Source organism: Microbacterium sp., from assembly GCF_031180975.1.
GTDB lineage: Bacteria > Actinomycetota > Actinomycetes > Actinomycetales > Microbacteriaceae > Microbacterium.
In genome coordinates, this window is record NZ_JAPSLI010000001.1 from 352,338 (window position 1) to 366,508 (window position 14,171).

Annotated in this window: 12 protein-coding genes; 2 read left to right on the plus strand and 10 right to left on the minus strand. The window is 67.3% G+C overall.

All coding sequences use genetic code 11. From position 1 onward, the window contains the following. Nucleotides 1-62 precede the first annotated feature (62 nt). From RIF65_RS01630 to RIF65_RS01675, 10 genes are all read right to left on the minus strand, one after another. Complete coding sequence (locus RIF65_RS01630; RefSeq protein ID WP_309064557.1) at nt 63-971, minus strand: glycosyltransferase family 2 protein; 909 nt, start codon at nt 969-971, stop codon at nt 63-65. Next, complete coding sequence (gene wecB, locus RIF65_RS01635; RefSeq protein ID WP_309064757.1) at nt 958-2,064, minus strand: non-hydrolyzing UDP-N-acetylglucosamine 2-epimerase; 1,107 nt, start codon at nt 2,062-2,064, stop codon at nt 958-960. The genes RIF65_RS01630 and wecB overlap by 14 nt, the downstream gene beginning before the upstream one ends. Before the next feature lie 22 nt (nt 2,065-2,086). Then, a complete protein-coding gene (locus RIF65_RS01640) occupies nt 2,087-3,181 on the minus strand; it encodes a polysaccharide biosynthesis C-terminal domain-containing protein (protein ID WP_309064556.1) in 1,095 nt (364 codons plus the stop codon). After that, nucleotides 3,178-4,230, minus strand: coding sequence for a polysaccharide biosynthesis protein (locus RIF65_RS01645; RefSeq protein ID WP_309064555.1), 1,053 nt, complete (start codon nt 4,228-4,230; stop codon nt 3,178-3,180). The genes RIF65_RS01640 and RIF65_RS01645 overlap by 4 nt, the downstream gene beginning before the upstream one ends. After that, nucleotides 4,227-5,444 carry a glycosyltransferase family 4 protein gene (locus tag RIF65_RS01650; RefSeq protein ID WP_309064554.1) on the minus strand — a complete coding sequence of 406 codons (1,218 nt, stop codon included), beginning with the start codon at nt 5,442-5,444 and terminating at the stop codon, nt 4,227-4,229. The genes RIF65_RS01645 and RIF65_RS01650 overlap by 4 nt, the downstream gene beginning before the upstream one ends. Then, nucleotides 5,441-6,109 carry a NeuD/PglB/VioB family sugar acetyltransferase gene (locus tag RIF65_RS01655; RefSeq protein WP_309064553.1) on the minus strand — a complete coding sequence of 223 codons (669 nt, stop codon included), beginning with the start codon at nt 6,107-6,109 and terminating at the stop codon, nt 5,441-5,443. Before RIF65_RS01655 ends, RIF65_RS01650 begins: the two co-directional genes overlap by 4 nt. After that, the gene (locus tag RIF65_RS01660) at nt 6,102-6,728 is read right to left on the minus strand and encodes a sugar transferase (RefSeq protein ID WP_309064552.1); all 627 of its coding nucleotides are present in this window, start codon (nt 6,726-6,728) and stop codon (nt 6,102-6,104) included. Before RIF65_RS01660 ends, RIF65_RS01655 begins: the two co-directional genes overlap by 8 nt. 3 nt (nt 6,729-6,731) lie before the next feature. Further along, nucleotides 6,732-7,865 (minus strand): DegT/DnrJ/EryC1/StrS family aminotransferase, encoded by a 1,134-nt coding sequence (locus tag RIF65_RS01665; RefSeq protein ID WP_309064551.1) that lies wholly within the window; start codon nt 7,863-7,865, stop codon nt 6,732-6,734. Beyond that, nucleotides 7,862-9,742 carry a nucleoside-diphosphate sugar epimerase/dehydratase gene (locus RIF65_RS01670; RefSeq protein ID WP_309064550.1) on the minus strand — a complete coding sequence of 627 codons (1,881 nt, stop codon included), beginning with the start codon at nt 9,740-9,742 and terminating at the stop codon, nt 7,862-7,864. The genes RIF65_RS01665 and RIF65_RS01670 overlap by 4 nt, the downstream gene beginning before the upstream one ends. Before the next feature lie 77 nt (nt 9,743-9,819). Continuing rightward, nucleotides 9,820-11,049 carry a hypothetical protein gene (locus tag RIF65_RS01675; RefSeq protein WP_309064549.1) on the minus strand — a complete coding sequence of 410 codons (1,230 nt, stop codon included), beginning with the start codon at nt 11,047-11,049 and terminating at the stop codon, nt 9,820-9,822. Nucleotides 11,050-11,150: 101 nt separating this feature from the next. Between RIF65_RS01675 and RIF65_RS01680 the strand changes: the two genes are divergently transcribed. Together RIF65_RS01680 and RIF65_RS01685 are read left to right on the plus strand one after the other, a co-directional pair. After that, on the plus strand, nt 11,151-12,521 hold the full coding sequence (locus tag RIF65_RS01680; protein ID WP_309064548.1) for a polysaccharide biosynthesis tyrosine autokinase: 1,371 nt from the start codon (nt 11,151-11,153) through the stop codon (nt 12,519-12,521). 77 nt (nt 12,522-12,598) lie between these two features. Continuing rightward, nucleotides 12,599-14,038, plus strand: a complete 1,440-nt coding sequence (locus tag RIF65_RS01685) for a polysaccharide biosynthesis tyrosine autokinase (RefSeq protein ID WP_309064547.1) — start codon at nt 12,599-12,601, stop codon at nt 14,036-14,038. Nucleotides 14,039-14,171: the final 133 nt, after the last annotated feature.

The following is a 14,171-nucleotide window of genomic DNA, read 5'->3' on the forward strand; positions in this document are numbered from 1 at the left end:
GGGAGAGACCTCGAAGGTGATCCCTCGAGCCCGCAAGGTTCCGCGCTGCGCTGCGATCGGTCTCACCATCCTGAAAAGAGCCTGAAAAGGCTCGTGCGAAGTTGGAACAGAAGTGGGGTGGCCATAGAGGCCGCGCGCAGCTTGTCCGTAAGCCGCGCTTCGCTGTGGGCGAGCAGCCCAAACAGATCTCCGGCGTGCCTGCGTTCCTCGAGTTCTGCTAAAACCTGGAAACGTCGTCTTGGTTCGGCCGGAACGGCTAGAACCGGAACTTCAGCCAGCAGACGATATGCCAGCATTCGAGCGTGCATCGCTTCAGTCATCGTGGCGAAGTCCCTGTTGCGGGGGTTGGAGTTGCCGTCGTGGATCCTGTAACGAAGTACGACATCAGGCAAGTCGACGATTGCGTCTGCCAGCGCGCCCGCGATTCCGCCGATCCACAGGTCCTCGGCGACAAGCCTCTGAGGGATCGGGAAAGCGACCCGCGCGAGCTCGCGAGAAAGGGCCAGCGTCCCGCCGGAGCGGGCGCCTTTCCGCCGAGAACGGGGGATGAGTTGGCCGTCGAACTTCCGGTTCTCGGACATTGTCTGCAGGCGGGCGAACACGGCGACCCGTTGAGCGCCGCCGGCCACGGCCTGCCGCACCGCATCTGCTCGCACTGCGAGAGACTCCGGTGGCATAACGTCGTCTCCGCCCATGAGGACGATGACGTCGCCGGTCGATTCGGCAAAAGCGCGATTGAATGCCCCCACCTTGCCGAGTTTGCCTTCGTCGATGACCCGGATGCGCGGGTCGAGGCTTTGGGCGAGGCGCGCCTTTGTGACCGTGTCGTCCGTTGAACCGTCATCCACAAGGATGAGTTCGAAGTTCGCGTGAGACTGCGCGCGCACGCTCGCGATCATCTCCTCGAGGTGCTTGGACTCATTGAAGATCGGTGAAAGGACCGATACGAGTATCGGGTCAATGCCTCCCATGAAGCCCCAGCCTCTGCCGATGCGAGTGCGCGGTCGACAGGATGAATGAGGTCGCCCGGACAGCGGTATCGCCGATCTCGTACCCCGACGGCATGGACTTAGGATCTTGCGCAAGTCGCATCGCGACGCCTCGGAGCACACCCTCGGCGGAAAGGCCGGTCGTGATGATGGCGCCGGCATCAAGCGCTTCGGGCCGTTCGATGAAGTCACGCACCGTCACCGCGGGGAAGCCCAGGATGCTCGACTCCTCACTGATCGTCCCACTGTCGGAGAGAACGAGCTTCGCGTCGAGCTGCAGCTTGATGTAGTCGCGGAAACCGAACGGCGGGTGGAACCGGATGCCATCGACAGCCTGCGGATCGTCCAGCGCCTCGATGCGCTTCCGCGTCCGCGGATGGGTGGAGACCAGCACGGGAAGTCCGTACTCGGCGCGCAGCGCCTGCAGCGCACCGATCGCGGAGCGCAGCCGTGCGGGGGTGTCGACATTCTCTTCGCGGTGGAGGCTGACCAGGAAGTACTCGCCTCGGATCAGTTCGAGACGCTCCACCGCGTCGCTCGCCTGGATCTGCTCACGATTCTGTTCGAGGACCTCCCGCATGGGCGATCCGGTCAGGAGGATGCGCGAGGGGTGAATGCCCTCGGCGAGCAGATTCCGACGGGCGTGCTCGGTGTAGACGAGGTTGTAGTCCGAGACGTGGTCTACGAGGCGGCGGTTCGTCTCCTCGGGAACGTTCTCATCGAACGAGCGATTACCCGCTTCCATGTGGAACACCGGGATCTTCATCCGCTTCGCGATCACGGCCGAGATGCAGCTGTTGGTGTCACCGAGCACCAGGAAGGCGTCCGGTCGCTCGGCCTGGAGCACTTCCTCTGTCTTGGTGAGGATCGAGCCGAGAGCCGCTCCCAGCGACGAGGTGTCTGCGTTGAGGAAGTGATCGGGCTTTCGCAGACCGAGATCTTCGAAGAAGACCTCGTTGAGTTCATAGTCGTAGTTCTGCCCCGTGTGGACCAGAACCTGCTCGGTGTGCTGGTCTAGCAGCTTGATCGTCGCGGAGAGCCGGATGATCTCGGGCCGCGTGCCGACCACCGTCATCACTTTGAGCTTGTCGGTCACGTCACACTACCTCGGCAATCGTGTCGGGGTTCTGAGGGTCGAAGATGTCGTTGGTCCAAAACGACGTGTACAGCGTTTCAGACCCGCTGTTCGTGATGTTGTGCGCCCACATGGTGGGCATGTCCACTGCCGCGGGCTCCTCGCCTGAGACGTGGAAGCGAATGACCTCGTCGGTGAACAGCTTGCGGAGAGCGATCGTTCCGCTGCCGGACAAGACTGTGAACCGTTCGATCTTGCGACGGTGGTAATGATCCCCCCTAGTCACCCCGGGGACGGTCGTGGAGAACGACGACTGGCCGTCTCCCCCATGCGACCGGACGATCTCGAAGAACGACCCGCGCGTGTCTGCATGGCGCTCCAGGCGGATGGGAGCGTGCTGCGGGAACGCGTACGACCGATAAGTGTTGAACAGGTCTCGTCCGAAGTCCGTGCTGACGTCCGCGATCTCTCCGCCTCGGTAAAGTGCCGCGATCTCGGCGAGGCGCGCCAGCAGGCCGGAAACGCTCTCCTCCCGCTCTACGAGGGGCTGCTCCCCGACTGCCCTCACGCCGGTGAGGAGGTCCGCCGCATCCTGCGCGTGAACGAGCGTCAGGTCGCGATCCTGCTGGACGGTCGGTTCGTCTCCAGATGCGAGCAGGTGGCAGAAGGTGGCGGTGACCGCGTTGTAGAAGGGCTTCCCGTGCTCGCCGAACAGGTTGGGCAGTCGCACGTCGACGAACTCGGCTCCCACCTGGGATGCCGCTGCGGCGACGATATCGGCCGCCCGTGACTTCGCCTTTCCGTACACCGTGCCGTTGTCGGCCTGAGTCGAATTCGCGAAAACGACCACAGCAGGTGCGGCATCGGCGGCGCGTAGACCCTGCGCGAACTGTTCGGCGAACTCAACGTTCCCAGCCATCACCTCCTCGTCACTGGCGCGGTTCACTCCCGCGATGTGAATGGCCCGCTCGCTGCCTTCGATGGCGGATTTCGCCTGCTCGAGGTTGAATCTGTCGCCGACCGGAATTCCGCGGGCCTCGACCTGGTCGGCGTGGAGGGCTGCCCGAGTGTGCCAGCCCAGGAACCCCTGCGCACCGGTCAGTGCGACGTGGCTCATCCTGCGCGCTCCCCGTCGACCGACAGCCCTGCGAGGGCGAGTTCGTGCCTGACTTCGGGCAACGTCAGCAGCAGTTCTTCGACCTGCTCGACGGTCATCTGCTCCACGGTGTGAGAGTCGTAATCGTCGAAGTTCTGTTGAGCCACGTCGCCTTCCTCGTAGTAAAGGCTGTAGTTCAGGTCGCGGTTGTCTGCCGCGATACGGAAGTACTCCCCCATGTCCCGGGCGCGAGAGAGCTCCTCACGCGTCGCAAGCGCTTCGGAGAGCTTCTCCGCATGCCGTGTGCCGATGACCTCGATTTTCGCGGTCGAGCGGAAGAGGTTCAGGATCGCCTGCGCGAGCGTCGCGATCGAGCACGCCTTCGCCTTGCGTACGAACAGATCGCCCTGCTGCGCGTTGCGGAAGGCGAACTCCACGAGGTCGACCGAATGGGCCAGCGACATCATGAATCGGGTCATGTCGGGATTGGTGACGGTGATGTTCTTGCCTGCTTTGAGCTGGCTGATGAACAACGGGATCACGGAGCCACGGGAGTACATGACGTTGCCGTAGCGCACGCAGGAGACGGTCGTGGCGGCGTGTGGGTTGTTGAGCCCGTACGACTGCGCCACCTTCTCCATCATCGCCTTGGACATGCCCATGGCGTTGACGGGGTAGACGGCCTTGTCGGTGCTCAGGCAGACGAGCGACTTCACCGCGTTGCGGTCGGCCGCGCGCACGACGTTCTCACTGCCGACGACGTTGGTCCGCACTGCTTCCATCGGGAAGAACTCGCAGGACGGAACCTGCTTGAGTGCCGCAGCGTGGAACACGTAGTCCACGTCGCGGGTCGCGCGTTCCACGCTGTCGTAATCGCGGACGTCACCGACGTAGAACCGCAGTCGATTGTCCTTGATCTCATGCCGCATGAGATCCTGCTTCGCCTCATCACGGCTGAAGATGCGGATCTCCGCCACGTCGCGGTCGAGCAGCTTCCGTGCGACGGTGTGACCGAACGACCCGGTGCCGCCGGTGACAAGGATTGTTGCTCCGCCGTATGACTCGGTCATGAGGCTCCGTTCGTTCTCGATGCTGTCTTGAAGATCTCTTCGAGGCGTGCCAGCCCGGACTCCCGCGAGAAGCTGTCCTCGAATACGTCCCCAGCCCGGCGGGACATCAGGGTCCGCGCAGCGGGGTCCATCGCTGCTGCCCGGCGCATGGCAACCTCCAGCGAAGCAACGTCCTCGGCATCGGCGGTGAGCCCCACGGAGTTCGCTTCGACGAACTCCCGCACGTCACCCTGCACCGTCGTGATGACGGGCAGGCCCGCCGCGAGCACAGCCTGGAACTTCGAGGGTATCGTCCCGCGAAACACCGGGAGATCCTTCAACGTGACGAGCGCGAAGTCCGATTGCTCGTACACATCGGCCATCTCCGAACGGGGTACGGGGTCCCGGAAGACCACATTGTCCGCACCGAGTTCGTTCGCGAGTTCACGCAAGCCGGGGCGCGCCACTCCGTCACCGACGATCAGCAGTTCCACACCCGCATCCGCGGCGGCGCTCGCCGCACGCACAACTGTGTCCAGGTCCTGCATCTCGCCGACGTTTCCGGCATAGACGATGCGCACCGGGCCGCCGGGCTCGCGGAGCGTGCTCCTCGTACGCTCCGCGGGCTCTGCCCAGTTGTACAGGAGCATCGTCCGATCGCGCGGCGACCCTCGTTCCACCAGCGTCGTCACCATCCGCGGGGCGATGCCCACCACGGATGCCGCGCGCCGATACACGCTGCGGAGCCACGGGCTCAGGGCGGCGGAGATGATTGCGGAACTGCGTGAGGCACTCACCATCGACGACCCGACGACGGAGTCCGGCCACAGGTCTTGTACGTGCACGACATAAGGAGCACCACCGGTGATGCGCCACAACCAGGCGGAGAACGCTGCCGTCATCGGTGTGGCATACACGTAGATGACGTCCGCGCCTCGTGCGAACCGTCGGGCGCTCGTCGCAGAAAGGGCGAACGTGACATAGTTCACGAGTCGACGCAGGGCGCTCTGCGAGTGGTCCAGGAACAGCGGGACGCGACGCACTTCGACATCGCCGTCCATCTCGCGATGACGCCATCGTTGACGATAGCCCTGCGCGAGTCGGCCGCTCGGATAATTCGGGAAGCCGGTCAGCACGCGAACCGAGTGCCCGCGCGCCTGCATCTCACGTGCGATCTCCCCCGGGATGGGCACTGGTTCCGGGTCGTAGAACTGCGAGACGACGAGGATCTTCATGCATTACCGTCCCGTCCGAGCAGGCGCGCCGGGACCCCAGCCACCGTCCCTCTGCTGGCGACGTTCTTGGTCACACACGCACTCGCCCCCACGATCGCCTCTTCGCCGACGGCCAGATTCTGCAACACGACGGCGCCGGCACCGATCAGAGACTCTCGGCCGACCCTCACCTCTCCCGAGACGATGGCTCCGGGGTTCACGGAGACGCAACTTTCGAGCACGGCATCATGTCCGATGATGGCGCCGGGATTGAGGTGCACGTGCTCACCCAGCACGACGTTCGTCGACACCTGCACCCCGCCACAGATGACGACGCCGGCACCGACGACGGCTCGAGCGCCGACGACGGCCGCGGGGTGTACGAGCGTGGCTGCGCGACCGCCCCACTCCTCGAGCGATGCCGCGATGCGAGCCCGCGCCCGGGGCGAGCCGATCCCGACCACGAAGCGGGTGGTGAGGGCCATGCTTCGGTAAGCGTCGAGACCGCCGAGCATCGCCACGCCCCGGTCACGGAGGCGCTCCAGCTGGATCTCGGCGGGGCCGTCGTCAACGACGCCGACGATGTTCCAGACCGGCTCCGGTCCCGCATCGTTGATCGCTTCGATCACGTCGAGCGTCTCGCGGCCGAAGCCGCCGGCACCGACGACGACGACGTCCTCAGGCATCCGCTTCTCCGAACTTCGTCATCGTGGCGTGCCCTTCTTGCGAGATGCCGTCGCGCGAGACAACCGACTTCACGGTGGCGAGCAGCACCTTCGCATCCAGGAGCAGACTGCGCCCGTCGACGTAGCGCACGTCGAGGGCGAACTTGTCCTCCCAGCTCAGCGCGTTGCGACCGTTCGCCTGCGCGAGGCCGGTGATACCGGGCCGCACCTCGTGACGGCGCGCCTGTTCCGGTGTGTACCGGTCGAGGTACTCGACGAGCAGCGGGCGGGGTCCGACGAAGCTCATGTCGCCGCGCAGCACGTTCCACAACGACGGCAGCTCGTCGAGGCTGGTCGCGCGGAGGGCCCTGCCGAACGGCGTGAGGCGCTGCGCATCAGTTACCCAGCCCTTCGCCTCGTCGACGTTGCGCATCGACCGGAACTTGTAGAGCGTGAAGATCTCGCCACCACGGCCGGGCCGCGGCTGCGAGAAGATGACAGGGCGCCCCAGCTTGACCGCGACCAGCAGCGCCGTCACGGCGATCACCGGCGAAAGCACGACGAGGCCGACGGCTGCTCCAGCGACGTCGAGCGCACGCTTGACGCCGTCGTACGGACGGAAGTTGTTCGTCTTCGCCATGGCCTAACGCGTCGCCACGAACGACGAGATGGCTCCAAGCACACGCTCACGCTGCGCCCCGGTCAGCGCCGAGCCGCTCGGCAGCGTCAGGCCGCGCTCGAACAGTCGCTCCGACGATCCGTCGATCTCGCCGCGGTACTTCTCGAACACCGGCTGGCGGTGCATCGGCTTCCACAGCGGGCGGCTCTCGATGTCGTCCTCGGCGAGAGCGGTGGCGAGCTGCTGCGGCGTCCAGCCCGCGGCATCCGAGTCGACGATGATCGAGGTGAGCCACACGTTGTCCGCGTCGTCGCCCTCCGCGCCGAACACCTCGACGCCCGCGACGCCCGCGAACAGACGCTTGTACTCCTCGCGCATCTCACGGCGCCGCGCGATCATCTCGTCGAGACGCGACAGCTGTGCCCGACCGAGAGCCGCGAGCAGGTTGCTCATGCGGTAGTTGTAGCCGACGTCGGTGTGCTCGTAGTGCACCACGGGCTGACGCGCCTGCGTGGCGAGGTACCGCACGTGCTGCGCGAATCGACCGTCGTCGGTGAGCAGCATCCCGCCGCCCGACGTGGTCATGATCTTGTTGCCGTTGAACGACACGATCGATGCCCGCCCGAAGCTGCCCGCGGCACGACCTCTGTGGGTGGCGCCGAGCGACTCCGCGGCGTCGGCGAGCACCGGCACTTCGAACTCCGCAGCGATCGCCTCGATCGCTGTGTAGTCGACGGCCTTGCCGAGCAGATCGACCGGCACGATTGCAGCGACGCGCTCGCCGTTCTCACGCAGGCGCTCGAGCGCCCGACGCAGCAGCTCCGGGTTCATGTTGCCGGTGGCGAGGTCGGCGTCGACGAAGTACGGCTCCGCCCCGGTGTACACGATCGCGTTGGTCGTCGCCGCGAACGTCATGGTCGACGTGACCACGACATCCCCCGGGCGCACGCCGAGGGTGATCAGGCCGAGGTGCAGCGCCGCCGTGCCAGAGCTGAGCGCGACGCCGTGGTCGACCCCGACACGCTCGGCGAGCTCCCGCTCGAACGCGTCGACATCCGGCCCCAGCGGTGCGATCCAGCCCGACCGCATCGCCGCGACAACGGCGTCCTCTTCCCGTTGCGTCACGTCGGGTGACGACATGTAGATGCGTTCGCTCACGCCTTGTCTGCCTTCTGAAGGTTCAACGGCTCAATGATCGCCGTGTCGTTGTTGCGTGGCTCGGCGTACATGCGCGCCTTCCAGCCGTCCTTATCGAGTCGATCGGGGCTGATCGGGTCCGCACGGGTGTGCGACACCTTCGGGTGGAACGGCCGCTCGAGGTTCTCGCGCTGACCGACGAGCTCCTCGTGCAGCTTCTCGCCAGGGCGCAGACCGGTGAAGCGGATCTCGATGTTCTTGCCCGACATCGCGATCATGCGCTTGGCGACCTCGAGGATCGACACCGGCTCCCCCATGTCGAGGATGAGCACCTCACCCGCGCGGCCGATGCCGCCGGCCTGGATGACCAGCTGGCATGCCTCGGGGATCGTCATGAAGTAGCGCGTCGCCTCGGGGTGCGTCACCGTGATCGGCTTACCCTCGCGGATCAGCGTCTGGAACGTCGGCAGCATCGAGCCGCGGCTGCCGATCACGTTGCCGAAACGCACCGAGACGTAGTTCAGGCCGGTCTGCTCCCCCGCCCACGCGGTGAGCTTCTCGGCGACCCGCTTCGAGTGGCCGAGCACGCTGGTCGGATTCGCCGCCTTGTCGGTCGAGATGTTCACGAAGTGCGTGACGCCGACGCGCATCGCCGCGGTGAGCACGTTCAACGTGCCGAGCACGTTCGTCTTCCACGCCTCGTCGGGGTACTGCTCGAGCATCGGCAGATGCTTCAGAGCCGCCGCGTGGAACACCACCTCGGGACGGCGCGTGTCGAAGATGCCGTTGATCACCTCGACGTCGCGGATGTTCGCGAGCACGACGTCGTCGGTGTCGAGCAGACCGTGCCCGGACGTGCCCAGCTGCGCGATCTGCAGACCTGTCTCGTCGCGGTCGAGCATGATCAGCTCGGCCGGCCCGAACTTCGACAGCTGCCGGCACAGTTCGGAGCCGATGGAGCCGCCCGCGCCGGTGACCAGCACGCGCTTTCCCGTGATGTATCCCGCGATCAGCTCGACGTTGGTGTCGACCGGATGCCGTCCGATGAGGTCTTCGATGCTGATGTCGCGCACGTCGGTCGGCGACTGCTCGCCCGACATCATGGCACCCAGCGACGGCGTAATCGCGACACTGGCTCCGGCCTTCGACGCACGGTCGCTGATCTTGCGCAGCATGACGCTGTCGGCCTGACCGATCGCGATGACCACCCGGGTGGCTCCGGTGCGCTTCACGACATCGGCGACCTGAGACGTGCGACCGAGCACCGGCACTCCGCGCAGCACCAGATTGCGCTTCGCAGGGTCGTCGTCGAGCAAGCCCACCGGCCGGATCGGCGAGGTGGGGTCGGTCTGGATGTGGTGCAGCAGCTTGTCGGCGATGTACCCGGCCCCGATGATGACGACCGGCTCCGCATCCTCGGCAGGCTTGCGAGAGCGGTCGAGCACGAGACGCGCCATGTACCGCACGCCGAACATCATCAGCAGCACGAACGGCGCGGCGAGGAACATGGTCGCGCGCGGCAGGCCGATCAGGCTGCCGCCGCCGATGACCACGAAGCCGAGGATGAGAGTGATGCCGAGCACCACGGTCCCGAGCAGGCGCACCTCGTCGAACGAGCCATAGGTGTACCGGCCGCGGTACAGCTTGGTGAAGTACCCGGCGGCGACGTGAATGCCCGCGGCCACCAGCGCCAGCAGGATGGTCGCGATCCAGCCGCGCAGCGACATGCCGAACTCGAAGCGCAGCGCGACGGCGAGCAGCACGCCGAAGCCCCACGCGAGTGCGTCCACAGTCGCTGCCGCGACTCGGCGACGATGCTGCGCCATGGACATGGTTGTGACGACGCCGATCTCGCCCGTGTTCAACGACGGCGAGGCGTCCGCCCCAGCTCCGGTCATGTGTTATCGCTCCGCACGCTAATAATCCCCCGCAGCCATGATCCCACACTGAGTCCAGATTCTCAGACTCGGCGACCTCAGCCGATCGGCAGGCCGCCGCCGTCGCCGCTCCCCCCGCCGTCGCCTGAGCCGTTCCCCGCACCGGGGTCGGTTGGGTCTTTCGGCGGGGTTGTGGGTTCGGTCGGCGCCGGCGTCGGCTCTGTCGGCTGCTCGGTCCCCGGAGGCTGCCAGCGGTTCCGCTCGCGCTCCTCGCGCTCGCGTTCGCGCTGCTCCTCTTCGCGCACGCGGTCTGCGTGCACCTGGTCGGCGACGAGGGCGACCACCGCCTCACGGTAGGCCGTCAGCGATGCCGGACCCTCCGTACCCTGCAGTCCGGATGCCACGACAGCGGCGGCCGCGGCGGTGACGGCATCCTTCAGTTCCTGATCGGCGTCGGGGTTGTCGTCGATCGCCTGCTCGGCGCGCGGCGGGAAGGATGCCGTGAAAGCCGTCAGCTTCTGCTCGTACGCCGCGATCTTCGCGTCGAGGTCGGTGCGCACGGCGCGCAGCTGCGCGCCGGCGCGGTCGATCTCGCTCAGCTTCTCGTTCGCGGCGTCGATGGCCGAACCGACCTCGGCCAGCGAGCCCTCGTCGATCTTCTGCCGCGTGTACTCGTCAGGAAGGCCTGGCAGTTCGATCGCGGCGAGCTCGGCGCGGAACGCGTCCACGGCCGCGACTACCGTCTTCAGCGCCTCGGGGTCCGCGAGCTCGATCGTCCCGGCATCCTCGGGCGCCGCGGTCTGGCCCGGCGGGATGTCGGCGGGGTCCGGCGCCTCGCGCACGGCATCCAGTGCGGCGCGCAGAGCCTCGGCTTCGGCATCCGCTTCGGCGATCGACGTCTCGAGACGTGACTGTGTCGCCGCCAGCCCAGCCGAGCCGCTCTCGATCGACTCCTCGTCGGCCCGCAGCACCTGCAGCGCCTTGTCGGCCGGGCTGGCGGTGGCGGCCTGCACGCCGCCGACGATGCCCGCCGCGGCGAGCGCGACGACGGCCAGCGCTGCCATGCCCACGTTGATCACGTCGATCCGGCGGCGCTGGCGGCGGTCGCGGGCCGGAGCGGGCGGCGCCGACATGATCGGTTTGGCGTCGGCGACCGCGGAGTCCACGAGCTCAATGAGTTCCTGCCGGCGCGACAGCGGCCGCATGCGCGCGGGATTGCGACGGGTGTCGCCGAACACGTCGCCGAGCCGGCTGCCGGAGTGCAGGTCGGGCGCCGCGTCGGCGCGGCGACGTGCACCGTCGGGGAAGAGTTCGTCAAGAGAGGTCATCACGGGGTCCTGGTAAGCGCCTGCCCGTCCGGGCGGCTGTCAGCCGATATCCTCAGACGATACCCGGGTGATCACCCGAAGAACCTGCAAACGGGAGCGACATGGATCTGCGCGACTTCGTCCGCGTGCTGCGGCGGCAGGTCGTCGTCGTCATCGCGGCCCTGGTGATCGGGGTGTCGTGCGGCGCGATCCTCGCCCTGACGACACCGCAGCGCTACGAGGCGTCGACCCAGCTGATGGTCGCGGTCGAGACCGCCACGTCGAGCCCGATCGAGCTGACGCAGGGCAACAGCTACGCGCAGCAGGTCGTCGAGAGCTACCGCAGCATCGTCACCAGCACGGTCGTGCTCGAGCCGGTGATCGAGGACCTCGGGCTCGACCTCACGCCCGACCAGCTCGCCGCCAAAGTGAACGCCACGGTCGCACAGCGCAGCGTGATCATCACGATCACCGTCGGCGACGCGAACCCGGGTCAGGCGGCGCGGCTCGCGAACGCGATCGGCGAGAGCTTCACCACGGTCATCACCGAACAGCTCGAGAAGCGCGAGACGGCGCCGGCGTACCGCATCCGCATCGTGCCGGTGCAGCCGGCGCAGGTCCCGACCGAGCCGGCGGCACCGAACCTGCAGCTGTCGCTCGCGCTCGGCGCCATCCTGGGCCTCGGCGCCGGAATCGGCCTGGCGCTGCTGCGGACGCTGCTCGACACGCGCATCCACAACCTGAACGACGTCGAGACCGCGGTTCAGGCGCCCATTCTGGGCGGGATCGCGTTCGACCCGGATGCCGCAGAGCGGCCCCTCATCGTCGCAACGCACCCGCACGACCCGCGCGCCGAGGCGTTCCGGTCGCTGCGGACCAACGTGCGCTTTCTGTTCCCTCCGCACGACATCGGTGTGTTCGTGGTGACCAGCGCGCGCCCATCAGAGGGCAAGTCCACCACCGCATCGAACCTCGCGATCGCCCTCGCCGAGTCGGGCTACCGCGTCGCCCTGGTGGACGCGGATCTGCGCAAGCCGCGCCTCGCGCACACGTTCGCCATCGAGGGCGCCGTCGGGCTGAGCGACGTGCTCGTCGGCCGTGTCGGCCTGCCCGACGTGATGCAGCGCTGGGGCCAGGGCATGCTGTTCCTGCTGCCGGCCGGCACCCCGCCGCCGAACCCCGCCGAGCTGCTCGGCTCAACGGCGATGAAGACTCTGATCGACGATCTGAAGGCCGCGTTCGACGTGGTCGTCATCGACGCACCGCCGATCCTGCCCGTCACTGACGCCGCCGTCGTGGCCCGGTACGCCACCGGCGTGGTGCTCGTCGCGGCGGCGGGTTCCACCCGGGCCGGTGACCTGACCGACGCCGCCAGTCGCATCGAGGCCGCCGACTCCCGCGTGCTGGGCACCGTCGTCACCATGCTTCCGATCCGCGGCGCGGACAAGACGGCCTACGGCACGTACGGATACGGCGCGCTCGCGCGCACCTGACCGCCTTTCCCGGGGCCGCAACAGGCGGCTATGGAAGAATCGATCTCACTGGTATCCCAAAATGAGGAGAATCTCGCGTGGAGCTTCGCGATTACGTGCGCATCCTGCACAAGAACTGGATCATGCTGGTGGTCCTGCTCGTGCTGGGTCTCGCCTGCGGGGCGGGATACGCGTTCATGCAGGCGCCGAAGTACGTCGCCTCCACGCAGCTCTACGTCTCGGTGCGCACCGAAGGCGCCGCGACCGGTGACCTCGTGCAGGGCACCACGTTCGCCCGTCAGATGGTCACCAGCTACGTCGACGTGGTCGACACCGCCGTGGTGCTCGAGCCGGTCATCGAGGAGCTCGGTCTCGACACGAACGTCGCGGCCCTGGCATCCCGCGTCGAGGCGTCGGCGCCGCTGAACACGGTGCTGATCGACATCTCCGTGACCGACGGCGACGCCGAGAAGGCGGCGGAGATCACGAACGCCATCGCGAAGAGCTTCTCGGATGTCGTGCAGGGTACGCTCGAGCAGCCGGCGTCGGCCGACGCTGCCAGCCCGGTGCAGATCACCGTCACCGAGCCGGCCGTGCCGCCTGCCTCCCCCGCCAGCCCGAACGTGCGCATGCTGATCATCCTCGGCGGCCTGCTGGGTCTCGCCGTCGGCGTCGGCCTGGCGATGCTGCGGACGCTGCTGGACACACGCATCCACACGCTGCACGACCTCGAGGACATCACCGACCGCCCGATGCTCGGCGGCATCGCGTACGACCCCGAGGCGCAGAAGCGGCCGCTCATCGTGCACGCCGACCCGCGCAGCCCGCGCGCCGAGTCTTTCCGCACGCTCCGAACGAACCTGCAGTTCCTCGACGTCGAGTCGGGTCCGCGCATATTCGTGGTCACCAGCGCCGGACCGGGCGAGGGCAAGTCGACCACGACCGCGAACCTCGCGATCGCCCTCGCCGAGACCGGCGCCCGCGTCGCGCTGATCGACGGCGACCTGCGCCTGCCCCGCGTGGCCGATTACATGGGCCTCGAGGGCGGCGTGGGACTCACCGACGTGCTGATCGGCCGAGTCGACGTCGCCGACGCGCTGCAGAAGTGGGGCACCAACGAGCTGTACGTGCTCACCAGCGGACGCATCCCGCCGAACCCGAGCGAGCTGCTCGGTTCGACCGCGATGGACAGCGTGCTCGGCCCGCTCGGCGAGTACTTCGACTACGTGCTGATCGACGCGCCGCCGCTGCTGCTCGTGACGGATGCCGCGGTGCTCGGCAAGAAGACGCGCGGCGTGATCCTCGTCGCGGCGTCGGGCAAGACCAAGAAGCAGGAGCTCACCGGAGCCGTGCGCACGCTGACGACCGCGGGCGTGAACCTGCTCGGCACGGTGGTCACGATGCTGCCGACCAAGGGCCCCGACAGCTACGGCTACGGCAGCTACACCTACGGCGCCAAGCACATCGCCGAGCAGGCCGAGCCCGAGCTCAGCCGCGCCCAGGCGAAGCCGAAGCGGCGGGAGAAGGTCAAGGCCTGAGGGCTGGGCTCGACGTCGGGCCCTGAGTGCCTGGGTTGCTGAGCCTTGGCGGAGCGACATCGGGCCGTTCGACAAGCTCAGGGCCCCAAAGCCACACCGGGCCGTTCGCCAAGCTCGGGGACCACTGTCCTCC